A 23559-nucleotide genomic window follows, 5' to 3' on the forward strand; every position below is an offset into this window, starting at 1 on the left:
ACATAAAGATGTCATTGCTCTTAAAAGGTTTTAATGATATGTACGATAAACTCCTATTACTTTCCCTAAAATTGATACTTGTTTTAATAAAATAGGAAACAGGGCATCATTTTCAGGTTGAAGTCTAAAATGGTCGGTTTCTTTATAAAAGCGCTTTACAGTAGCTTCACTATCTTCGGTCATGGCAACAACAATCTCGCCATTTTCAGCAGTAAATTGTTTTTTAACGATTACAAGATCGTCATTCAAAATACCAGCATTAATCATACTATCTCCTTCTACTCGAAGCATAAAAACTTGTTCGTTAGATGGAGCGACAGATGTCGGTAAAGGGAAATATTCTTCTACGTTTTCGACCGCAGTAATTGGAATACCTGCAGTTACTTTACCGATTACTGGAATATTAATAATATCGTTATAAACTTCACTGTATGATGCTTGTACTTCATTTACAGCCGTTGCTGTTTCGCCAAGAATCTCGATTGCACGCGGTTTCGTAGGGTCTCTTCGAATATAGCCTTTTTGTTCTAGTCTCTCTAAATGACCATGTACTGTAGAGCTTGAAGCTAAACCAACAGCCTCAGCAATCTCTCGAACTGAAGGTGGATAACCTTTAATTTTTACTTCGTCTTTAATATAAGCTAAAATTTCTGCTTGCCTTTTCGATAGTTTGTTCATTTGAATTTCCCCCTTGCCTATAAAGTAGATAATACGTTCCTCTTTATTTTTTTCATTATATCATGATAGGATATGATATACAAACGTTAGTTCTATTTTTTATTAAAGTAGTTTTCGTGTTCGTATGGAGGGAACAGTTAATGAATGCAATAATTTACGCGAGAGTAAGTACAGCAAAGGATTCGCAAGAAACATCATTACATAGACAAATAAGTGAACTAACCGAATTAGGTAAGCGGATGGGAATGTGTATTCTAGAAACAATAGGCGAACAGGCGAGTGGATATGAAGTAGAAAGAGAAGGGCTATTCCAGCTATTCCAAATTATAAAAGAGCATCAAGTTGATGCTTTGTTAATTCAAGATGAAACAAGATTAGGAAGAGGTCATGCAAGAATTGCTTTATTACATTTTTTAAAAAGGGAAGGAATAAGATTATTTACATCTTCTCAAAATGGACAATTTCAATTAAGTGAAAGCGATGAAATGGTTTTAGAAATTTTAAGTATTGTAGAGGAATATCAACGGAAAATTCATAATATGAAAATAAAAAGAGGTATGAAAAAGGCAGTTGAAAACGGGTATAAGCCTCAAAAAAACTTAGAAGGTAGTTTAAACGCCGGTGGTAGAGATAAGTTGGAATTACCTATTTCTGAAATTGTAAGATTACGTCAAAACGATCTAACATTTGAAGAAATAGCTGCAACCTTAAAAGGATTTGGATATAACGTTTCAAAGGCAACTGTCAATAGAAGGTATAATGAACATATGAAAGAAATCTCCAATATTGAAAGCTAATGCAATTTATTGTAAGATGAGATACATTGAATAGAATATCAGACTCTGACTAACGATTGTCTTTCTTCGTTGCACACCTGCAAAGCGCGATGCTCTTTACACCAATGGTAAAACAGCTCGACGTCAGATTTTTTCGCAAAGAAAGAACATATAATTATTCGTCTGATTATCAAAGTGATGGAACTAACAATGAATAGATAGATACAAATAAAGGAGAGGTTACGAATGGTTACTAAAAAATCTTTAGATAGAATAAATGAATTATCAAAAAAGTCAAAAGAAGTAGGGTTAAGTCCTGAAGAGAAAGTTGAACAAGATCAATTAAGAAAAGAATATTTAGCAGACTTCCGTTCCCGTATGGTCGATGAATTAACTTCAATTAAAATTGTTGATGAAAAAGGGAATGATATTACACCAGCAAAGTTAAAATATGAAAAAGCAAAGCGTAAAAAAAACTTACATTAAAAAAATTTTTATAATATAAAATTTCATATTTTGTTAAAAATAACAGAAAAAGCAGAAGAATATTCTGCTTTTTTCTATTTCTTGGAAAGAATTTGTTAAAAATGTCAAAACTTAGTGTTAGTTATTGTAATAAATCATGGTAAATTATATGATAATATCTATGAATAAGCTAAAGGAGCGAAATTTATGTCTAATAATATTGAACAATTAGCAATTAATACGATTCGTACATTATCAATTGATGCAATCGAAAAATCTAATTCTGGTCACCCAGGAATGCCAATGGGTGCTGCACCGATGGCATATGCATTGTTTGCAAAATTTATGAATCATAACCCAAAAAATTCAAAATGGTTTAACAGAGACCGATTTGTGTTATCAGCAGGCCATGGTTCAATGTTACTATATAGCATGTTACATTTATCAGGCTACGAAGTGTCAATTGAAGATATTAAAAACTTCCGTCAATGGGGAAGCAAAACTCCAGGACATCCTGAATTTGGACATACACACGGTGTTGAAGCTACAACAGGTCCACTAGGACAAGGTATTGCGATGGCTGTTGGGATGGCTCTAGCAGAGCGTCATTTAGCTGGTACATATAATAAAGAAGATTTAAATGTAGTAGACCACTTTACATACTCAATTTGTGGTGATGGAGATTTAATGGAAGGTGTTTCTGCAGAGGCAGCTTCATTAGCGGGACATTTACAATTAGGGCGCTTAGTAGTTCTTTATGATTCAAATGATATTTCATTAGACGGAGAATTAAATCGTTCATTTTCTGAAAGTGTAGAAGACCGCTTTAAAGCTTATGGATGGCAAGTGATCCGAGTAGAAGATGGTAATAACTTAGATGAAATTACTGCAGCGATTCAAAAAGCTCAAGAAGAATTATCAAAACCAACTTTAATCGAAGTGAAAACAACAATCGGTTATGGTTCTCCGAATAAATCTGGTAAATCAAAATCTCATGGTGAGCCATTAGGAAAAGAAGAAACGATTTTAACGAAACAAGCGTATGCTTGGGATTATGAAAATGCATTCCACGTTCCAGAAGAAGTGTATGCTCATTTTAATAAAGTAATCGTTGAAGCTGGTGCAAAGAAAGAAGCAGAATGGGTTGCTACTTTTACAAAATACGAAGAAAAATATCCTGAATTAGCAGCTCAATTAAAGAATGCGATTGAAGGTAATATTACTGTAGATTTAGAAACAGCATTACCTAAATATGAAGTTGGTAAAAAAATTGCGACTCGTTCATCTTCGGGTGAAGCAATAAACGCTATTGCAAACGTATTACCTAGTTTCTTTGGTGGATCTGCTGACTTAGCTGGATCTAACAAAACGTATATGAATAGTAAAGGTGACTTTACAAGAGAAAGCTATGATGGACGTAATATTTGGTTCGGTGTACGTGAATTTGCAATGGGTGCAGCTTTAAATGGTATGGCTCTACATGGTGGCGTTCATGCGTTTGGCGCGACATTCTTTGTTTTCTCTGATTACTTAAAACCAGCAATTCGCTTAGCAGCTTTAATGAATTTACCAGTAACTTATGTGTTTACACATGATAGTATCGCAGTTGGTGAAGACGGACCTACTCATGAACCAGTTGAGCAATTAGCAGCATTCAGATCAATGCCTAATCTGAATGTAATTCGTCCAGCTGATGGAAATGAAAGCTCTGCAGCATGGAAAGTGGCAGTAGAAGCTAAAGACGCACCTACAATGTTGGTATTGTCTCGTCAAGATTTACCAACTTTAGAGGGGACTACTACTGATATTCATAATAAAGTTTCTAAAGGTGCTTACGTTATTTCTCCTGCGAAACAAGATAAAATTGATGTTTTATTAATTGCAGCAGGTAGTGAAGTACAATTAGCAGTTGGAGCACAAGAAAAACTAGCGGCAGAAGGAATTTCTGCATCGGTTGTTTCAATGCCTTCAATGGACTTATTTGAAAAGCAATCTGATGAGTATAAACAATCAGTATTACCAAGAGAAGTTACGAAACGAGTAGCAGTAGAAATGGGTTCTTCATTCGGCTGGCATAAATATGTAGGTTTCGATGGAGAAGTTATCTCAATCGATACATTTGGTGCATCTGCTCCGGGTAACTTATTAATGGAGAAATTCGGATTTACTGTTGATCATGTCGTATCAGCAGCAAAAAAAGTATTACAGTAAAAGGTAAAGATAGGAAAAGAATTTTAAATTCTTTTCCTATTTCCTAAACCTTTTTTCAATATAATACTTTATTAAAGATTTTTCGACAAAACTAGTTGATTTTCACTCCTTAAAAATGACAAATATTTTGAATGGAATTTTATATAATCTTCCTTACAGATAGTTGTTGGGAGTGGACAAGATATGAGGGAATATAAAATTTTTTTAATTCGAGAACCACTGTCTATAGAATTTTATGGGAAAGAGCATAAAATATATCAACTAGTATATGAGTATTATTACTCATCTATTGAACTAAGGAAAATAATCGAAAAACAATTAGAATATATAACAGAACCAATACCATTATTCGAGCTACATACATTTATTCGCAAATTTGATTCTCAACAGATCTACTTTTATGAGGAAACTGGAGAGTATCTTCTCGAACTTGTTGATGGTGCAAAAGCTCAGCTAAAACTTTATCCTCACGAACTAATTTTATATGCAGAAGGATCATTAGAGGCAGAAACAATATTCTTTGAGCTATTAAGAAAATTTCGTTCAACATTCATTGCAATTGATGTGAAGGATCAGCGATTTGGCTGGCTAAGACCTATCGCCTATCAAAAGTATATTTAAACGATTAAATTGCAGTTTGCTCTTGTATAAACTGGTTAGTTTTAGTAAAATTGTTTCTAGATGATTTTAAGGAGGAAGCAATAAAATGTGGGTATACTTTCTAGTCGGCATCTTAGCATTAATTGCAGGTGTAGCGATTGGATTTTTCATAGCTCGTCAATATACAATGAACTACCTAAAGAAAAATCCACCAATTAATGAACAAATGTTAAAAGTAATGATGGCTCAAATGGGACAAAAACCTTCACAAAAGAAAATTAATCAAATGATGAAGGCTATGAACAACCAAACAAAATAATAAATCCTTTTAAAATATAAGGCTTTATAGCTTGTTTTGAAATAAATATTGAACATATTCTTTCAGGAAACAGCTCTTTATAGTGAATCCTTTATCAAGAATTTGTAATTATTTAAATCATGATTCATTTTACTAATCTGAAACCACTTATACTGTTGGAATTAACCAATAGGAAAAGTGGTTTTTATTTTTTAGAGGGAAATTTTTATGTTCACTAAAAGAAGTTTGTCCTATATTAGAGAAGAAAATAAAAAATTTAAAACATCGACTTTCGTGAAAAGTTGGTGTTTTTTATCTTTTTCTTCATTTTGAATTTAGAAGATTTTGATTATCTTAAAATTTTTAATGCAACAATCCAATTCATTACAATTCTTCAAAAAGGGTATCAGCAAAAGAATATAATAATTTAAAAGCGAACGCCGATGCGATGATTGAGGTTTGGAAATAGGTTGGAGGCACATTCAGGGTAGATTATCTGTTCCAGTGAAAGAACACTAAAGTTAAAATCCTTCATAAAAAACGTTAAAAAAACTTTGGTTTATACAATAATAAGTAAAAATGAAACCACTTTCTATTGGATATTGAAACAATTGGAAGTGTTTTTTTTGTGATAAATTAACATAATTAAAGGCTCCGATTAATTATCGGAGCCTTTAATGCATACGAACTATTTAGTACCATAGAGAGAACAACCTTTAATTGTTTTTTTAAAATTTATCAATTTCATCCTTTATTTTTCTATTCAAGTTCAGTAATAAGCTATTTTATTTAGAACGTTTTGGTAAAGTACCTGAGGGTTTGTTCGTTAAAAAGGGGCTTTTCTGTTTTTTATCACTCATTACATCATCTCCCATACATAGCTTTGTTCAAATATATTATTTGTATGGGCAATCTATGAAAGTTTAAAACATTTTATATCTATTCGTTGATTCGACTAGCTTTTAAGCGATTTAAGGCTTCGTCACTTCTTTTAAATATTTCTCTAGTGAATAAAGATGGAGATGTACGTGGGGTTGTTCGAGAGGCCTTTTCTTGTAAGAAGGGAGACTTAACTCTACCTTGACCACTTACACTCACTAAATTTGTATTTGTTGATCCTGTTTTATTTAGCATTTTTCCCACTCCTCTTCAAGCTAATTTCATAATTCTATCAAACTTATATTTTATAATCTATATTATTCTCTGCTACACTGAATCACTTTGATGAGATTTTTTTAACCAACTATGTATCAGTGACAAATTAATTACGTGATCAAGGTGTATATCTAATATAGGCTCTTTTTGCGAGTCTATAGAAATTACTACCGGAAATTTTTTTTCTAGATATGGAATGAGAGCAATCTGCTCGTTAATTTGAATAACCGTTTTTTCATTAAGTGAGGTGAGTTGTTCTTCAGTAATGTTAATTCCCAGAACAGCACCTATTTCTTGTTTAAAGTTAATGTCTTTGTCTTTCTTCAAAACAGTAATACTATGTCTGCAAATTTCACCATAAGTAAATAAAAAGTCTTCCAAACTTTTCCGATAGCTTTCAATCTCATTCCATTCTTGTGTCTCAAATGAGGATATTTTCATCATATCAAGTATTTCTGTGAATTGTAGACTTCTATTTTGAGTTTGAACGATAATTTTTTTCATTACATCATTGACGCTTTCCACTTCATTGATTTGCTCTATTTCAGTGCCGCCAATTTTCTTAATGGTAGGTGTAAGAAATAAAGCTAAATCTTCAAAGATGAACATTCCTGCTAACAATGTGAAATGTTGCCACTCATTTACTTTGAAACCTCTTTGATTATGCAATAAAACAGCTCCTACAATGAAAAAAAATACCATGTCCTCCTTAGATTTTGTTTTTGATCATTAAAAAACTTTTTAAATGCCCAACTTGTGTATAATATGATGGCTAAAAATACGGTAAGAATAAACCATTTATTTTGTTGGAAAAAAATAATTATATAATCTCCAAACACTATATTTAAAAGAAATAGTAGCAATATTAAAATGACTGGGGTCAAAATTCTCTTACTTAAAATCATAGTTAATAGATTTTTAGATTTATCTCGAGTATCTTCCATAATCCACCTACATAACTAAATTTTACCATATGGAGGTATGGTTATTATGTCAACTTATTTCTATTTTTTGTCAATATAGCACATCTTTTCTTAGCATTACCGAAAATTAACAACCATTCTAAATAAGCAGATTATTAAAAAACTATTTAATTTTTATGTTATAATGAACACTGTGTTTTGAGTTTTCTAAATATTGTAAAATTAAGTTTGATAGTATTGCGGGGTGAAGGAATGTCAGTTTTTAAAGATTTGTTTTGGTTTTTTAAACAAGAAAAAAGAAGCTATGTATGGGGAATATCTCTTTTAGTAATCGTTGCAATTTTAGAGCTACTACCTCCGAAGGTTATTGGTTATGTAATTGATGAAATGGTGAAAAACTCACTTAATAGTAAAAACTTACTTTTTTGGGTAAGTTTAATTTTTATTAATGGGTTACTTCTTTATGCATTTCGATATTGGTGGAGGAGATTAATATTTGGTTCTTCTTTAAAGTTAGCCAGACAGCTTAGAGATGATTTATACAATCATTTTTCAAAAATGTCTCCATCGTTTTATCAAAAAAATAGAATAGGAGATTTAATGGCTCACGCAACAAACGATGTTCAAGCAGTACGCGAGACAGCTGGGGCTGGGATCTTAACTTTTGTAGATTCTATTATTTTAGGTGGATCGGTACTAATAATGATGGCAGTTTCAATAAGCTGGAAGTTAACGATTATTAGTCTATTGCCATTACCTGTTATGGCCATTTTGACTCAATACTATGGTAAATTATTACATCAACGTTTTCATTTAGCGCAAGAATCATTTTCAGAATTAAATAATAAAGTTCAAGAAAGTATGAGTGGTTTAAAGGTTATCAGAAGTTTAGGGCAAACAAAAGAAGATGTAACCGCTTTTAAAAATCAAGCAGATTTAGTTGTTAAATACAACATGAGAGTTGCTAGAATTGATGCACTTTTTGATCCAACAATCATGTTAGTTGTTTCGATTTGCTATATTATTGCGGTTGTTTATGGTTCTAGATTAGTTATCGCAGATGATATAACTGTAGGCCAATTAATTACATTTGTTACTTATTTAGGTATATTAATTTGGCCAATGCTTGCTATTGGATGGTTATTCAATATTGTCGAAAGAGGTCGCGCTTCTTATGATCGAATCCGTTCTTTATTAAGTGTTGAACCTGAAATTAAAAATAAGAAAAATGCATTAGAAAAAATTCCGATGGGTGAAATTACTTATTCAATTGATTCATTTAAGTTTAATAAAGAATCAAATTTTGAATTAAAGGATATTTATTTTAATGTTCAAGAAGGTCAAACAATTGGAATAGTTGGTAAAACTGGTCAAGGAAAAACAACTCTTTTAAAACTTTTATTGAGAGAATATGAAGTAGTTAACGGGAGTATTTCAGTTGGCGATTTAGATATTAAAGGTACAACTTTATTATCTCTTAGATCACATATCGGTTATGTGCCGCAAGAACATTTCTTATTTTCATCATCAGTTAAGGAAAATATTGCGTTTAGCCAAATTGATTCTTCAATCGAAACAGTACATAAAGCTGCCGAGATTGCTAATATTCATGCGGATATTTTAGAATTCCCATTAGGCTACGACACGATTGTAGGAGAAAGAGGAGTATCATTATCTGGTGGACAGAAACAAAGAATTTCAATCGCTAGATCTTTAATTAAAAATCCTAATATTTTAATATTAGACGACTGTTTATCCGCAGTGGATGCAAAAACAGAGGAAAAAATATTACACTCGTTAAAGGATGAGAGAAGTGGGAAAACAACATTTATTACTTCTCATCGTATGAGTGCTGTCATGCATAGTGATTTAATCATCGTTTTAGATGAAGGAAGAATTATACAACGAGGTAAACATGAAGATTTAGTTCAAATTGATGGTTGGTACAAAGAAATGTTTGAAAGACAACAACTAGAAGAACTAGTAGAGCAAGGAGGGAGATAATATGAATCAAGAGATTGAAATCGATGCTAAAAGGCAGAAAAAAGATTTAATACGACTTCTTTCATTTCTAAAAAAATATAAAGTTTTACTGACTTTTGCATTTATTTTCTTATTCCTTGCAACAGCATGTGAAATGTATGGTCCAATTTTAGTAAAAAGATTTCTAGATGATCATTTAATGAAAAGGTATTTTCCAAAAGATACGATTGTAATGTTATTTTCTATTTATGTTGCAATAACAATCGGCAAAATTGTTTTATCATATTTACAGCTTTTATTGTTTCAACAAATTGCTTTTAAAGTTGTTCAAGATATAAGAATGAAAGTTTATGAGCATGTACATTCATTAGCTTTTTCATTTTTTGATAAAACGCCGATCGGAAGTATCGTATCAAGAATTACGAATGATACAGAAGCTATAAAAGATTTTTACGTTAGTGTACTGGCAACGTTTATCCAGCAAATTGTCTTTTTAGTTGGAATCATTATTGCGATGTACTCATTAGACGCTAAATTAGCAACGATTTGTGTAGGGTTAGTTGTAATTGTTTATTTTATTATATTAACCTATCGTAAAAAGAGTTTTCCATTTTTTATGGAAACAAGAGGACAGTTAAGTAATTTAAATGCTAAATTAAACGAGCACTTACAAGGTATGTCAATCATACAAGCATTTAACCAACAAAAAAGATTACAAAATGAATTTGAGGGTGTAAATAAGTCTCACTATAATGCAGGTGTAAAAACAATACGATTAGATTCTCTGTTTTTAAGACCGGCAACAGATTTAATTTATACAATTGGTATAATGTTTGTTCTTAGCTTCTTTGGCATTTCTTCTTTTAGTAATCCAGTTGAGATTGGTACAGTTTATGCATTTGTAAGTTATTTAGAAAGATTTTTTGAACCGATTACGCAAATGATGATGAAATTATCTTTATTACAGCAAGCTGTCGTATCATCATCTAGAGTATTTGACTTAATGGATGAAGAGCAAAAAGCTCCTTCTAAAGTTGGAACTGACTTACCAAAAGTAAAAGAAGGAAGTATTGATTTTAAAAATGTATCATTCGCATATGACGGAGTACACAATGTCATTCATGATATTTCATTCTCAGTTAAACCTGGTCAATCAGTTGCCTTCGTTGGTCATACAGGAAGTGGTAAGTCAACAATTATGAATCTATTATTACGTTTTTACGATGTGAAAGACGGGGAAATTCTGATTGATGATCAAAAACTATCAACATTTGAAGAAAGTGAATTACGTTCTAATATCGGATTAGTTTTACAAGATCCATACTTATTTGTTGGTGATATAAAAGGAAATATCTCAATGTATAATAACAATATAACTGATAGAGAAATTAAAGAAGCATCCGAATTAGTTAGAGCGAATGAATTTATTGAAAAATTACCAAACGGGTATGATGAGGCAGTTGTTGAAAGAGGTTCAACTTTATCAAGTGGACAGCGCCAATTAATCACGTTTGCAAGAACGATTGCAGCTAAACCTACTATTCTTATATTAGATGAAGCAACTGCAAATATTGATAGTGAAACAGAAGAAGCAATTCAAGTAGCTTTAACAGAGATGAGAAAAGGTAGAACTACTGTTATCATTGCTCATCGTTTATCAACAATTCAAGATGTTGATTGCATCTATGTACTGCACAAAGGAAAAATCGTAGAAGAAGGCAACCATCAACAGCTTCTTGCAAAACAAGGATTGTACTATAATATGTATTTATTACAAAATAAAGGGTCTTTATTATTGGCGGAGTAATGAAAAAGCAGCTAGATTTTCTAGCTGCTTTTTTTATATAGAACTATATCCAGAAGGATATTAGTAAAAATTAATTCATTATTAATATATTTATAAAGTGGAGGGTAAATTAAACGAATCTGAAGTTAATAGTTTTAAGTGTTAAATTATACTAGTAAATTCTACATTATATAAGTTATTAATTTGATAATAAAACTAGTTTATTTAAAAATAGTAGAATGGTAACAAAAACGAATAGGGGGAAATTCTAATAATAGTTCAAATATAGTATGTCTCGAAGATTAGGAAGGTAGGGCGAAATAAGATATTTTAGTATTAAAGTACCGATTTTTACTGAAATTCGCTTAATATACTAATTGTTTATTATTTTATAATAATTAAACTTTTGTTAAATAGAATAATTGTAAGTAAAAACTTAATTAATTTTTTCTAATTAAGGTTCTTTATATATTATTTGAAAAAGGAAAATATTACTAAATATTTTACGGGATTTGTTGTAATTGTTCGGAAATTGGGGGTTTTTATCGTTTTATATCGAATAATATTTCTTTTTTTAGAATGTTTCGAGAATTATAATCGATATCAGAGAATAAATTTAGTATTTTTGAAATTTAATATGAAAATGAAGGGGTATTAAATTTATTATTCTGCAATATTAGTCTTTTAATTTAGGAGTTTTACGTACTCAACAAGGAGGAATATGCTTTGAAAAACTGGAAAAAACCATTAATGACTGTAGCAGCGGCAAGTTCTTTATTATTAGTTAATGCACCAACATTTAAAGTAGCCGCACAAGTAAATAAGGAAGTAGCTCAAGGTACTGGGGCTGCTGTGCTAGGTGGAACAAATTATTTTGGAGACATGGATCCGAATACTACATTATCAATCGATTTTGTTTTGAAACTTCAAAACAAAAATGATTTAGAAAGATATATAAAGGAAACTGTTACACCATACTCTCCTCATTATCGAAAATATTTAAGTGTTGATGAATTCAAAGCTAAATATGCACCAAATCCAGCTTATATCCATTCTGTTACGTCTTATCTGCAATCTTATGGTATTAAAACTGATGTTCATCCAAATAATTTAACGATTACAGCAACAGGAACTGTTGCTCAATTAAATAAAGCCTTAAGTGTCGATTTAAAATATGCTAGTTTTAAAGGTAAAAGCATTCATGCTACTAAAAAGAACCCAACTTTACCAAAAGTAATTTCAGATAATATTTTATGTATTTTAGGTTTAAATAATTATTCAAATTTAGAATCTAGAGCGGTTAAACAACCAACAATAATTGATAAGAAGGATGTACCAACTGGTCCACTTAGTTTAACTCCACAAGATTTACAAAGTCATTACAATGTTAATCCGCTTTATAAAAAGGGAGCAACTGGTGCTGGTCAAACAATAGGTATAGTAACTCTAGCGGAATTTAATACTGATGATGCATATAAATTCTGGGATAATATGGGGATTAAAACTAAGCCTAATCGTATTTCAGTAAAAGATGTAGATGGCGGTTCTGGTTGGGATGGTTATGAAGAAACTACATTAGATATTCAACAAGCAGGTGCAATTGCTCCTAATGCAAATATAAATGTGTATGTAGGTCCTAACTCAGATACTGGATTTGTGGATGCGTTTTCGAATGCAATTAATGAGAATGTAGCAAAACAAATTTCAGTAAGTTGGGGATCAAGTGAACTAAGTATTGATTCATACGTACAGCAACAAATGGAAGCACCAGAGTATGAAGACACATTTAATCAATTGTTTATGCAAGCAGCAGCACAAGGTATATCGATGTTTGCAGCAGCTGGTGATGCAGGTGCTTATGATGAAACTAGAGGTTCAGATAAAGTATTTAAACTTACAGCTGATTTCCCAGCAGCAAGTCCGTACATCACAGTAGCAGGTGGAACAACATTCCCTTTCCAATTCCACTCTAATACAACAGGTGTCGATGTCAAAGTTGGTGAAGAACGTGCTTGGGGTTGGGATTATCTACATGATTATTACAAAGCTAGAAAACTACCAGATGCTAACTTAGTTAATGGTGGTGGTGGTGGTTTCAGTACTTATTTTGAAACTCCAGATTATCAAAAAGGTGTAAGTGGGGTTAACAGTTTTACTGCAGTCGATGAGTTTACTATTTCACCAGATTTATCAAATGTCACATACAAACATCCTACTGTTATTTCAGGACAAGGTACAGGCCGTAACCTTCCAGATTTATCAATGGCTGCAGATCCATACACTGGATATTATGTGTATTTAAGTGAACCAGGTAAACCAGGAACAAATTCCGGGTATGCTGTATTTGGTGGAACTAGTTTCGTATCACCTCAACTGAATGGATTATCGGCGTTAATTAATAGCGCAGATAACACTCAAGTTGGTTTCTGGAATCCTCAAATTTATCGCTTTGCACAACAAAGCTCATCGCCTTTCACGCCATTAAACAAATCAGGTGCTGAAAACGATAATCTATTCTATTCTGGTACACCAGGTACGCTTTATAACCAAGCTACAGGACTTGGAATACCTGATGTTGCAAAATTAGCCGATAATTTCAGTACTCCAGAAAAATAAATTTCAATAAGAAAAAGTCGCATATTATTGCGACTTTTTTTAGTTATTTGATTGTTGAAACTAACCTATGAATATAGAAAAATAACTAAATAAAATAAAGCTTCATCAATAGAACTGTTCCGATTGCTCCAAAAACAACGAAAATGATATGTAATCTAAGTAATGATAAGATAATAGCAACTAATCCACCAATCAGGCCGACGCTCATATTTCCCTTTTGAACACTTAATATTCCAGGGAAAATTAATGCACCCAATGCTGCATATGGAACACCTTTTAACCAGGAGGATACCCAATTTGGAAATTGAATCCGATCAACAATAAATACAGGAATTATTCGGGGAATCATTGTCACTAAGCACATACCTAAAACGAGTAAAAAGACAATCATTCTTTGTGATCTCCTTTCATTAAACCAATTGCAAGTAAACTAGCAAGGATGGAAGACAAAATTAATGACCAGCCTTGACTTAAAAAAGATGAAAGGATGAAATTTAAAAGCATGCTCACGAATACGATTAAACATGCTCTCCAATTTGTACGTATGGCTGGGGTTAACAACCCGATAAACATAGCGTATAAAGATATTCCCATGCTTTCGCTAATTATCTTTGGAATAAGTTTTGAAAAAACTACTCCTAAAATAGTACCGCTTATCCAAGTACAATAAGCAATTGTATGTAATGTAATCAGATAAATGGACGAATAACTCGCTGAGCTGCCTTTTTTACCTAAAGTAGTTACAGCAAAATTTTCATCAGTTAATGTGATCGATAAGTAGACTCTATGCCAAAATGGTAGAGTTTTAAATTGATGATTAAATGATAGACTCATAACAAAGTTTCTAAAATTTAAAATAAATGTAGCGATATAGATTTGAAAAAAACTCACACCAGCCAAATACATCGATAAACCCATAAACTGACTAGCACCTGCATAAACTAGCACACTAAATGAAAGAGTATTTAGCACATCAATGTCAGCTTGCTTTGCAATTAATCCGAATGTAAAAGCAACAGGCAAATAGCCAATAATTAAAGGAACAGACGCTAAAAATCCTTCCTTCATTTCCTTACTACGATTCGCTTTAGGATCTGTAGTTTTTGATTGTTGCAAAACAGTAGACATATTAAGTTATAAACTCCCTTCAATTAAAGTAACCTTTAGTAAGAAAGAACAATAAAGTGTTCTAAAGTTGAGATGGCAGTTATATAAAATGTTTTCAGACACTCTATATATTTCCGTATTCATATTTGTTTGGAGAACGATTGGCCATCAAAGATTGTCATATGATTATACTATAAAATTAAGAAAGTTTTTATAATACTAAAAATTTAATTTGTTTAATAGTTGGGAGCATTAATGAGATTAAAGCATTTGTAGTTAAATAGAGGAGTTTTTGGGAATACCATAAAAATTTTTGACTTATTCATGAAATTTATAAATTATAGGTAATATTTTCCAGTAATAAATGATAAGGATTAATAATAATAAAATACTTGGCCATATTTTTTTAAACATGTTTCCACCTTTATAATAAATTAGTTTATTAAGAAGTGTGCCGAAATTTAAGTGAAAATATTCAAATTTAATCACTATTCTTCAATTTTTTGGTAATGAATGAATAATTAGAGATTCTTAAAATATGTGTATGATGCGGTCTATTAACTACTTTTAATACTAAATAAAAAGCAATTCTGTTATAATATTATCTAGAATGTAAAGATGAGAAGGGATGTAAGTTAATGGGGGATTTAAATATTGGTATTGCATTTGGAGCGGGATTTCTCTCCTTTATTTCTCCATGTTGTCTACCGATTTATCCAGCGTTTTTATCGTATATTACAGGGGTATCTTTAAGTGATCTACAAAATGAAAAAAGAATACATAAAAGTAAAACTTTACTACATACATTGTTCTTTTTACTAGGTTTTACAATCATTTTTATTGTATTAGGTTTTAGCACTTCCATAGTTGGTTCTTTTTTTATGCGATATCAAGATTTTATTCGTCAAGTTGGTGCGATTTTAATTGTATTTCTAGGATTAGTCGTAACGGGTATTTTTCAACCGAAGTTTTTAATGAATGATCGAAGGTTTCAATTTTCAAAACGTCCCTCAGGATTTCTAGGTTCTACTTTAATTGGATTAGCATTTGCTGCAGGTTGGACACCTTGTACTGGACCAATCTTAACGTCAGTATTTGCACTTGCAGTAAGTAACCCAGGTTCAAGTCTATTTTATATGTTAGCATATACACTTGGATTTTCTATTCCATTTTTTGTATTGTCGTTTTATTTAGGATCACTAGGTTGGATTAAAAAATATTCACATAAAATCGTCGTTTTTGGTGGATATATCATGATCATTATGGGAATCCTGTTATATTTTGATTGGTTGACTAAAATAACAATTTATTTTACTAGATTTTTTGGTGGATTTACTGGGTTTTAAACATTATATTTCCATTGTAAAAAAATGCAGGATTTGAAGTTATTGGATTTGCATCGATGTGGTAGAAGCAGTATTATATAATCAGTTTATATGATAAAAAAGAGTGCTTTGTATTCACAAAAACTGTAGTAATCAGTTACTAAAATAGTCAATGCGTTTAAGAATTGTTATTCTTTAAGATTGAGAAAAAAGGTAGTGAAAAAAATGAGTAAAGATATGAGTATAATTTTTAGCACAGTATTTGCAACCTGTATGGCTTTAGGAGTAATTTTCGTTAGACTAAAAGCTGCTAAAAAGCCGACAAACCTTAAAAAAATAATTTTACCTCCATTTTTTATGAGTAGTGGAGCTTTAATGTACTTAGTACCAGAGTTTAGATTGACAGGTTCTGAAGTATTAGAAGCTGTTTGTATGGGAGTATTTTTTTCGTTATTTTTAATTAAAACATCTAAATTTGAAATTGTAGATAATGAAATTTATTTAAAAAGATCAAAAGCATTTGTCTTTATCTTACTTGGTTTATTAGTAGTTCGAATCGTGATGAAGTTATATTTAAGTTCTTCAATCGATGTAGGCCAATTAAGTGGTATGTTCTTCTTATTAGCATTTTCAATGATTGTTCCTTGGCGATTAGCAATGTACAAATCATATCAAAAAATGAGAAGACAGCTTCCATCAAATACAATTATTACATGAAAAAACGTGTACCTAATCGGTACACGTTTTTATTTTGCAAGTAAATGCTTATAATCAGTAAAATCAATTTCTTTTTTCTTTAATGTTTTAACTAAAAATGCATGATCACGTTTTGGGGTTGCTTTAATATAACCTTCAATAATTAAACCTTGTGTAATTTGCGGAGCGTTAGCTATTAGAGCTAACTCACCAATTTTTCCTGCTATTTTATCTCGAGCTATATCTCTAAATAAAGATGGAACAGGTTTTACTAATTCTTCAAGTAATTCTTTCTGTTCAGTTGACCATAAATGTCTTGTTTGTTGTAAATATTCTTCCTGCCAATCTAAAATCGATTTCCCATCCTCTTTAGGTAATCTTTTTAAAAACTTTCTGAACATAAAGTATCCGCCGATTGACATCATTCCTAACAAGAAAATTGTCCATAAGACAATCATAATTTGAGAAAAGAACGAAAACATATGTATCCTCCTTGTATTAGGTAAACATACCACTATTATAGTAAGAAAATATGACAAGTATCAAGCAAGTACAAATGTTTTTTGTCAAAAAATGACCATTAATTTTTAAGTACTAGTTTCATTTTAAGTATTTGAATCATATAGTAGAAAAAATAAAGAAAAAAGTCGTAGAGGAGGCGAAAGAATGTGAAACAAACTAAATTCTCTTCTCACTTTACTTTTCTAAGTATTTTATTTTATATGGCTGCCAGTTCAATATTCCTGGTCATCCTGTACAAGTTAATATCAATGCTTGTAGGAAACGGAAATGATTTAAAGACCTATCTACAAATCGCTGTAGTCGTATTTGTTTTAAGCATTACAGCTTTCCGCCTAATAAGAAGTGATATTGTATTAATCCAGGATGAAATTATTATTCATAAAGGCATTCTAACAGTTAAACTTAAGGTCAATGATATTACAGAAATAAAGCAACTAGTCGAAGTTTATGGAAAAAATAAAGAAATAATAACTTTATTAATTCATATTAACGAGTCAGTGCAACCAATTATTTTAACCCTCGAAAATCCCAAAGCTTTTATAAGAGAACTGTTAATTTTAAATTCCGACATTATATTTGATGAAGAATTGATTATTTTAGTCAATAAAAATAACTAATAAATGAAAGCCAAGTTTATTTAATTGTAGACTTGGCTATTTGCATTTTTAGAATATTGATCAATGAAATGAATACCATTTGGTGATTAAATATTTTACTAAGTTTTTAATGTTTATAGTGATATATGCAAGGTTAAGCGTTATAATAATGTTTTCTTCAGTAAAATAATGTATATTATATTTGTTGAATAGATTCTCTTTAAAGATAGAAAAGTAGGTGAATAAAGTGGGAAAATATCAATTGGATACAAAAGGTCAGATGGCTGTGTCAAAGTTTCATGAAAAACAGACGCCTGCAAAATTTGATAAAAAGCAGCAACTTGAAAAAATGCGTGCGGAGTATTTGAAAAATAAGCAAAAACAAACAGATAAATAATATGAATGAAAACATAGGAAGACTAAAATCTCCCTATGTTTTTTTATTCGAAGTACTTTTTTCAATTATTCGTCATCAGATAGCCATTTGTCGACTAAATTTCAATGGAAGAATCAATAGACTAGCTGTTTGGGTAGCCCAGTAAACTCCAACAGAAATTTTTCTTTTAATTGTCGGTTTCTTTTTTTGTTGTCGCTGATTTATACAATAAATGATACGAACGTAAATGAGATCGCGCCAACGAAAAATAATTTGTACCACTGGCGATACGATAAATGAATTTCCTTTTTTCGTGCAGCATACTTATAAACAAGTGAAAACAAGACTGGCATCATCACCGGAATGATTAGTACAATGAACGGGATGACAATCAGTAGAAATAGCTCAGCATGATCTCCGAATCCATTTTCTAATACCGTCCATAACGATGTCGTATCCGATGCTATATCGAAATTCATCAAGAGCTCAAATAGCCCCGCACTTAACAAGAAACTTGCCAGTAAATAGTAACCGATGATGCTTCGTTTTTTCGAATGAAGCACTTCATTGTACTTACTCGGCTGAAAGCTTGATAGCATGATTTTAAACATAATTTTCCTCCATTTTTCCAAATCATCTTTCATTATAAAGGGGAACAAGCTTTCACATGACTAGTAATTTTTAACATATTCTTAGGAAAAAAACCTCGAAAAGAAGCTTACGTGTATGCGTTAGCCAATTTTGAATGGAAGGTTAATATTTACTTCATGGTAGACTCTTGGATGTAAAGTATTGATCAAAGTAATAGCTTAATATGATTTATAAAAATACACTGAGAGAAAATACCCGTTAAAAAAATTAATTGAACAGGGTCAGGTTGCACAAAAGTACAAAGAAGGATTAATATTTTCAGGAAAGTTGAACAACAAGAGCTGCAAATATAGCTTTTTTTATTTATATAAAAAGCAGAGAATTCATTTAAGATTTCGAATAAAAAGGAATATTTACATATGATAGAGAAATCTTTAATTTATGGTAATATTAGCCAACGAAGAATATAAAAAATTATGAGTATACATAAAGGACTGAGGATTTCATAATTGGTTCGAACTACATATAAGCCAAGCGATGAAGCGAACATCTACTTACACGAGAAAAGAAAGGTCTTGTGGAAATACAGCCTAACCCAAATCGAATGTTGTACTGAAAGAAGAAGGAATAGCATTATTTGACGAGATTTTTCCCAACCACGTTCCAACCATTTCTCAAAGTTATTATTTATCTCAAATGAAGAAAAAGATTAGCTAATTGATTTATATAAGAGAATTGGAATTGGTTCATAAAAATTTGGAAAAATAAATAAATAAGCAAATAGGAGGAAAAAACAATGACAAATGAAAAATTAAATGTGGGTATTATTTTAGGTAGTACAAGACAGGGACGAGTTAGCCCCCAAGTGGGAGAATGGGTTAAAGGAATTGCCGACAAACGTGGAGATGCAAACTATGAAATTGTAGATATAGCTGATTATCAATTACCTTTTTTAGGAACTACTGATGGAACTGAACCAGGAATTGTAGCTTGGAACGAAAAACTTAACAGCTTGGATGGATTCGTATTTATCGCTCAAGAATATAATCACAGTATAACAGGAGCTTTAAAAAATGCACTTGATCTCGCTCGTGAAGCTTGGAATAACAAAGCGGCAGGTATCGTAAGTTATGGTTCAACTGGCGGTGCCCGTGCAGCTGAACATTTACGAGGAATAATGGGAGAATTAATGATTGCAGATGTTCGTGTTCACCCTACACTGTCCTTATTTACCGATTTCGAAAACTATACTACCTTCAAACCAGCTGATTTACATCTTAATAATGTAAAAGCAATGCTTGATCAAGTTATTGCTTGGAGTGGTGCATTAAAAACCTTGAGACAATAGTCATTATTAAGGTACTATGTTAAGAATATCAGACGCAAAAAAAGTTTCTGATATGCTCATTTAAAACGATCCTGCCATATAGCAAAAAAAGGTTGAACTATTTGTTGTTCGACTAAATCATGCTTTATGAAAGTTTAATTGATCAAGTAGGAAATTTTTTAATTTTAAAATAAGGGCATTTCTTTATAATGAGAAATGCTCTTTAATTTTGTTTAAATTAAAAAGAGATTTCAATAATAAAACTACTTATGTACTTAAGAAGATACTTTATGAATATGGATGATCTATTTATTAAGAATTATTTTCAATTACGATGGTTATGAATAGTTAGGCTAATAGAGTTTATGTTACAATAATGTACAATACATAATTGTAGGGGGAATATAGCACTAATGAGTAAAAAGAAAAAATCTAATAGTAATCAAACGTTTGCTATTTCTGTATTTGTTGGAATAGTTGTTTTAGTTGGAGCATTATTTTTAGTTTCTAAATTGCAAGATAAAAAGACTGAAGAAGTATATCCAACAATTGCTGGAGTAAATCAAGTAAAAGTTGATGGGTTTGACACAAAGGATCAACCAACATTTAGCAATAAAGATGCAAAAGTTGAAGTAGTGGAATTTGGTGATTATAAATGTCCAATTTGTGCTCAATGGAATAAAGTAGTTTTTCCAGAACTAAAAGCCGATTATATTGATAATGGTTTAATCAATTTTTCATTTATTAACTATCCGTTTATTTCGAAGGATTCAAATTTAGCTGCACTTGCATCAGAAGTAGTTTATAAAACTCATAAAGATTCATTTTGGAAGTTTCAAGAGCAAATCTATTTAAAACAAGAAGATGAAACAACAACTTGGGCTACACCTGATAAATTAGCAAGCATTGCGAAATCTGTTATTCCGAATTTAGACGAAAAACAATTTAAAAAAGATTTATACAAAAAAGATGCAATGAAACAAGTTGCTAACGATGTTGCAATTGCTAACCATTATGGTGTTAACGGAACACCTACAATCTTTGTAAATGGTAAAGCAGTGGACAACCCTAGCTTAGAATCAATTAAAGCAGCAATTGACGCTGAAATAAACAAATAATTAAAAAAGGTATGCGAAAAATCGCATACCTTTATTTGTTTAGATAAAACAAATTACATTTTTTTCTTTACACGTGCATCTGCTTGAGCTGAACGTTCTTGTGCCTCTATATCATCATGGTCTGCTAATTCCGCTGAATACTCGACATCAAGTCCGTCAGGCTTTACATTCTTATTAAAATTAGAATTGTAAGTACTTTTCTTATTCTTCAATTTAAACCCCTCCATTATAACTAATTAATTTAAATTACATATCGTGGTGACTATGTTTTTTCTGTCTTGTATGATTTTGGTTCTTTACTTTATGAGAACCGCTTAATGGTTTTGGTTGTCCACTTTCATGGTCAATTGGGCTATTTCTTTTTGACGATTTGTTTGTCATTCTTGTCACCTTCCTTTACTAATAGCTTTAGTTGTAAGCGAAAAAATATGCCAAAATGAAATATTTACTAATTTATAATTGAAAGCGTTTTAATCATTTTTTTCTAATAATTTTCAATAACCATTTTCCATATATATAAATAAATTAATGAAAGGGAGGTATTCTTATGATCTAATTCATCTAATTAATTCATCTAATATTAATTGTAAAGATTGAATGTTGAGAAAATTATTTTTCATAATAAAAAAAGACAAACAACAATTAAATCTAAGAAATTAATAGAGTAAAAGTTAATTTTTTTAGTTTGTCTGACTCTTTTGATGTATGAAACAAGTAATTTGACCAATACTAGTAATAGTCAAAATAAAAGAGGAGACTGATACTGATTATGCAAATACTAGCAGTTTGTCTTATATATTCGGGTGTGATCGTACTCTATCTCTTGTTCAAGAAAATTCAATATAATAAGAGACAAAAAAATGTGATTAATTTTTTCCTATACTATAATCGAAGAAAAAGTAATGTTAATAGAGATACGAAAAGAACAGGAGATATTATTTATTTAATGCCTCAATCGACGCTGAACAAAGGTATTTTAAGAAAGCGAAAAGACGATTTTGAGTAATAATTAAAAAAAATAAAAAATAGCAAGCAATTCCTACAAATTGCTTGCTATTTTTTTATTGTCTTTTTTTTGTCTTTTTATTGTTTAACTTATAATCAGCTGAAAGTGGCTCTTGTGCAGTTTCTTCATTAAAACCAGCAGCTTTCCCTTGCTCGATTGAAGCTGACATTCCGCTACCAGAAATATTTTTACGTCTTGACATGATTATTCCTCCTTATACAAGGGCATTTTCGCCAACACTTTTAATGAATTGGTTTGAAAACGGCCTTTTATAATCGATATTCTTTCCTATCTTTTTTTTAGTACCCTAAAAATTCAATGGTAAATAATGTGAGTGTCATTATTAAGTTGTTTAATCTCTGCACCTTAGGTGTTTTTTTATGTTTATAGTTGAGGGAATTTTCCGGGATTTAACATGGCTTCAAAAATTAACAGGAATAAAGACTTGTCCAGTAGAAAAAAACGAGAGCTTTTGGACTATTTATTCAAACCGTATTTCAACTTTGTGAATATATTGGCTTATATGTACGATTTAATGTTTATTTAGAAGTGTATGAAAGCAAGCGATGTTATTTACTGGGATAAGTCTTCCTAAGTAGGTTGGCTTTTTAAATTTATTTAAAAGGAGAAATCAGAAATGACAAATCCAACTTATCACGAAAGAAATTTATCAAATATAAATAAGCTAGCTCCAAATACAAAGCAGGCTGCTTTAAAATGGTACAATTATTGTATAAAAAATAATATCAATGTTTTAATTTACGAAACGACTCGAACAAGAGAACGTCAAGAAGAACTAGTTGATAATGGCAAGTCCCAAACTAGAAAGTCATATCATCTTGTAGGTCAAGCATTAGACTTTGTTCCAATAGTAAATGGTAAAGAAGCGTGGAACTCATACGATTCTGAACCATTTAAATCGGCTATTAATTATGCTAAATCCATTGGCTTCACATGGGGTGGGGACTGGAGTAGCTTTGTAGATGGGCCCCATTTCCAATTTGAATACAAAGGATATGGTACTGATAAAGTATTGGAATCTAAACCTCCTTCATATCCAGGAACAATCTTAAAATCAGGTTCAAAAGGAAATAGTGTTAAATTAGTTCAAAAAGAATTAGGAATTACCGAAGACGGTATTTTCGGTCCAATTACGGATCGGGCAGTAAGGAATTTTCAAAAGAAAAATGGCCTGACCGTAGATGGAAAAGTTGGCGCAAAAACTTGGGCAAAATTATTTGTCTAAGAAAAGGTAAAATCTTATTATTAAATTTAGTAAAGTAACATTTGAAATTTCAAATTGTAAAAATAAAAATTAGTCAAACCCTGTATAAGTATTGTACAGGGTTTGTTTTAATATGCGACTAATCAATTCAAAATGGATTACGTTACATATAGCTTATA

The 23559-nt window shown here is 31.1% G+C and carries 25 protein-coding genes and 1 pseudogene; 16 read left to right on the plus strand and 10 right to left on the minus strand.

The genetic code is table 11. The annotated features are described in order from the left end of the window. Nucleotides 1–30: 30 nt before the first annotated feature. Nucleotides 31–678 (minus strand): LexA family protein, encoded by a 648-nt coding sequence (lexA, locus tag V5E38_RS07050; RefSeq protein ID WP_499212698.1) that lies wholly within the window; start codon nucleotides 676–678, stop codon nucleotides 31–33. A gap of 140 nt (nucleotides 679–818) precedes the next feature. On the opposite strand from lexA, the gene V5E38_RS07055 reads away from it, so the two are divergent. From V5E38_RS07055 to V5E38_RS07075, 5 genes are all read left to right on the plus strand, one after another. Next, on the plus strand, nucleotides 819–1475 hold the full coding sequence (locus V5E38_RS07055; protein WP_499212699.1) for a recombinase family protein: 657 nt from the start codon (nucleotides 819–821) through the stop codon (nucleotides 1473–1475). A gap of 225 nt (nucleotides 1476–1700) precedes the next feature. Next, nucleotides 1701–1940 carry a DUF896 domain-containing protein gene (locus V5E38_RS07060; RefSeq protein ID WP_097977898.1) on the plus strand — a complete coding sequence of 80 codons (240 nt, stop codon included), beginning with the start codon at nucleotides 1701–1703 and terminating at the stop codon, nucleotides 1938–1940. A gap of 186 nt (nucleotides 1941–2126) precedes the next feature. Beyond that, nucleotides 2127–4130: a transketolase family protein gene (gene tkt, locus V5E38_RS07065; protein ID WP_499212700.1), complete on the plus strand. Its 2004-nt coding sequence runs from the start codon at nucleotides 2127–2129 to the stop codon at nucleotides 4128–4130. A gap of 183 nt (nucleotides 4131–4313) precedes the next feature. Continuing rightward, nucleotides 4314–4751, plus strand: coding sequence for a sporulation inhibitor of replication protein SirA (sirA, locus tag V5E38_RS07070; protein WP_056476717.1), 438 nt, complete (start codon nucleotides 4314–4316; stop codon nucleotides 4749–4751). Nucleotides 4752–4836: 85 nt separating this feature from the next. After that, on the plus strand, nucleotides 4837–5049 hold the full coding sequence (locus V5E38_RS07075) for a YneF family protein (RefSeq protein ID WP_056476721.1): 213 nt from the start codon (nucleotides 4837–4839) through the stop codon (nucleotides 5047–5049). 918 nt (nucleotides 5050–5967) lie between these two features. On the opposite strand, the gene V5E38_RS07080 is transcribed toward V5E38_RS07075, so the two are convergent. Further along, nucleotides 5968–6162 (minus strand): hypothetical protein, encoded by a 195-nt coding sequence (locus tag V5E38_RS07080; RefSeq protein ID WP_499212701.1) that lies wholly within the window; start codon nucleotides 6160–6162, stop codon nucleotides 5968–5970. Between the two features lie 72 nt (nucleotides 6163–6234). Continuing rightward, nucleotides 6235–6852 (minus strand): type II toxin-antitoxin system SpoIISA family toxin, encoded by a 618-nt coding sequence (locus tag V5E38_RS07085; protein ID WP_499212702.1) that lies wholly within the window; start codon nucleotides 6850–6852, stop codon nucleotides 6235–6237. Between the two features lie 506 nt (nucleotides 6853–7358). Here V5E38_RS07085 and V5E38_RS07090 point away from each other — a divergent pair. The 3 genes from V5E38_RS07090 to V5E38_RS07100 all read left to right on the plus strand — a co-directional run bounded on the left by V5E38_RS07090 (nucleotide 7359) and on the right by V5E38_RS07100 (nucleotide 13491). Then, the gene (locus V5E38_RS07090) at nucleotides 7359–9110 is read left to right on the plus strand and encodes an ABC transporter domain-containing protein (protein WP_499212703.1); all 1752 of its coding nucleotides are present in this window, start codon (nucleotides 7359–7361) and stop codon (nucleotides 9108–9110) included. Nucleotide 9111: 1 nt separating this feature from the next. Then, nucleotides 9112–10896: an ABC transporter ATP-binding protein gene (locus tag V5E38_RS07095; protein WP_499212704.1), complete on the plus strand. Its 1785-nt coding sequence runs from the start codon at nucleotides 9112–9114 to the stop codon at nucleotides 10894–10896. A gap of 705 nt (nucleotides 10897–11601) precedes the next feature. After that, a complete protein-coding gene (locus V5E38_RS07100; RefSeq protein WP_499212705.1) occupies nucleotides 11602–13491 on the plus strand; it encodes a S53 family peptidase in 1890 nt (629 codons plus the stop codon). Between the two features lie 85 nt (nucleotides 13492–13576). Here the strand turns inward: V5E38_RS07100 and V5E38_RS07105 are convergent, their stop codons facing one another. Next, the gene (locus V5E38_RS07105; protein WP_097977847.1) at nucleotides 13577–13882 is read right to left on the minus strand and encodes an AzlD domain-containing protein; all 306 of its coding nucleotides are present in this window, start codon (nucleotides 13880–13882) and stop codon (nucleotides 13577–13579) included. Next, complete coding sequence (locus V5E38_RS07110; RefSeq protein ID WP_097977846.1) at nucleotides 13879–14619, minus strand: AzlC family ABC transporter permease; 741 nt, start codon at nucleotides 14617–14619, stop codon at nucleotides 13879–13881. Before V5E38_RS07110 ends, V5E38_RS07105 begins: the two co-directional genes overlap by 4 nt. Before the next feature lie 617 nt (nucleotides 14620–15236). On the opposite strand from V5E38_RS07110, the gene V5E38_RS07115 reads away from it, so the two are divergent. Together V5E38_RS07115 and V5E38_RS07120 are read left to right on the plus strand one after the other, a co-directional pair. Further along, complete coding sequence (locus V5E38_RS07115; RefSeq protein WP_499212706.1) at nucleotides 15237–15944, plus strand: cytochrome c biogenesis CcdA family protein; 708 nt, start codon at nucleotides 15237–15239, stop codon at nucleotides 15942–15944. 216 nt (nucleotides 15945–16160) lie between these two features. Then, nucleotides 16161–16640, plus strand: a complete 480-nt coding sequence (locus V5E38_RS07120; RefSeq protein WP_097977948.1) for a CcdC family protein — start codon at nucleotides 16161–16163, stop codon at nucleotides 16638–16640. A 29-nt stretch (nucleotides 16641–16669) separates the two neighbouring features. Here the strand turns inward: V5E38_RS07120 and V5E38_RS07125 are convergent, their stop codons facing one another. Then, nucleotides 16670–17101 carry a DUF2621 family protein gene (locus V5E38_RS07125; protein ID WP_097977842.1) on the minus strand — a complete coding sequence of 144 codons (432 nt, stop codon included), beginning with the start codon at nucleotides 17099–17101 and terminating at the stop codon, nucleotides 16670–16672. A 186-nt stretch (nucleotides 17102–17287) separates the two neighbouring features. Between V5E38_RS07125 and V5E38_RS07130 the strand changes: the two genes are divergently transcribed. Further along, complete coding sequence (locus tag V5E38_RS07130) at nucleotides 17288–17758, plus strand: hypothetical protein (protein ID WP_499212707.1); 471 nt, start codon at nucleotides 17288–17290, stop codon at nucleotides 17756–17758. Between the two features lie 226 nt (nucleotides 17759–17984). After that, complete coding sequence (locus V5E38_RS07135; protein ID WP_091021567.1) at nucleotides 17985–18134, plus strand: hypothetical protein; 150 nt, start codon at nucleotides 17985–17987, stop codon at nucleotides 18132–18134. A 200-nt stretch (nucleotides 18135–18334) separates the two neighbouring features. Here V5E38_RS07135 and V5E38_RS07140 read toward each other — a convergent pair whose 3' ends face one another. Further along, entirely contained in the window at nucleotides 18335–18724 is a 390-nt protein-coding gene (locus tag V5E38_RS07140; protein ID WP_499212708.1) for a hypothetical protein, read from the minus strand. Between the two features lie 776 nt (nucleotides 18725–19500). Here V5E38_RS07140 and V5E38_RS07145 point away from each other — a divergent pair. Together V5E38_RS07145 and V5E38_RS07150 are read left to right on the plus strand one after the other, a co-directional pair. After that, nucleotides 19501–20052 (plus strand): NADPH-dependent FMN reductase, encoded by a 552-nt coding sequence (locus V5E38_RS07145; protein ID WP_499212709.1) that lies wholly within the window; start codon nucleotides 19501–19503, stop codon nucleotides 20050–20052. Nucleotides 20053–20444: 392 nt separating this feature from the next. Continuing rightward, nucleotides 20445–21149 (plus strand): DsbA family protein, encoded by a 705-nt coding sequence (locus tag V5E38_RS07150; protein WP_499212710.1) that lies wholly within the window; start codon nucleotides 20445–20447, stop codon nucleotides 21147–21149. A 53-nt stretch (nucleotides 21150–21202) separates the two neighbouring features. On the opposite strand, the gene V5E38_RS07155 is transcribed toward V5E38_RS07150, so the two are convergent. From V5E38_RS07155 to sspO, 3 genes are all read right to left on the minus strand, one after another. Next, nucleotides 21203–21376, minus strand: coding sequence for a YfhD family protein (locus V5E38_RS07155; RefSeq protein WP_499212711.1), 174 nt, complete (start codon nucleotides 21374–21376; stop codon nucleotides 21203–21205). A gap of 19 nt (nucleotides 21377–21395) precedes the next feature. Further along, nucleotides 21396–21530: a small acid-soluble spore protein P gene (locus V5E38_RS07160; protein WP_084006741.1), complete on the minus strand. Its 135-nt coding sequence runs from the start codon at nucleotides 21528–21530 to the stop codon at nucleotides 21396–21398. A gap of 680 nt (nucleotides 21531–22210) precedes the next feature. After that, nucleotides 22211–22357 carry a small acid-soluble spore protein SspO gene (gene sspO / locus V5E38_RS07165; RefSeq protein ID WP_097977831.1) on the minus strand — a complete coding sequence of 49 codons (147 nt, stop codon included), beginning with the start codon at nucleotides 22355–22357 and terminating at the stop codon, nucleotides 22211–22213. 435 nt (nucleotides 22358–22792) lie between these two features. Between sspO and V5E38_RS07170 the strand changes: the two are divergent. Both V5E38_RS07170 and V5E38_RS07175 read left to right on the plus strand, forming a co-directional pair. After that, a pseudogene (locus V5E38_RS07170) lies at nucleotides 22793–23182 on the plus strand (M15 family metallopeptidase); the annotation flags it as partial. Nucleotides 23183–23188: 6 nt separating this feature from the next. Continuing rightward, nucleotides 23189–23401 carry a peptidoglycan-binding domain-containing protein gene (locus tag V5E38_RS07175; protein WP_499213533.1) on the plus strand — a complete coding sequence of 71 codons (213 nt, stop codon included), beginning with the start codon at nucleotides 23189–23191 and terminating at the stop codon, nucleotides 23399–23401. Nucleotides 23402–23559: the final 158 nt, after the last annotated feature.

This window comes from Rossellomorea sp. GAMAL-10_SWC (assembly GCF_049568075.1).
GTDB lineage: Bacteria > Bacillota > Bacilli > Bacillales > Bacillaceae_G > Gottfriedia.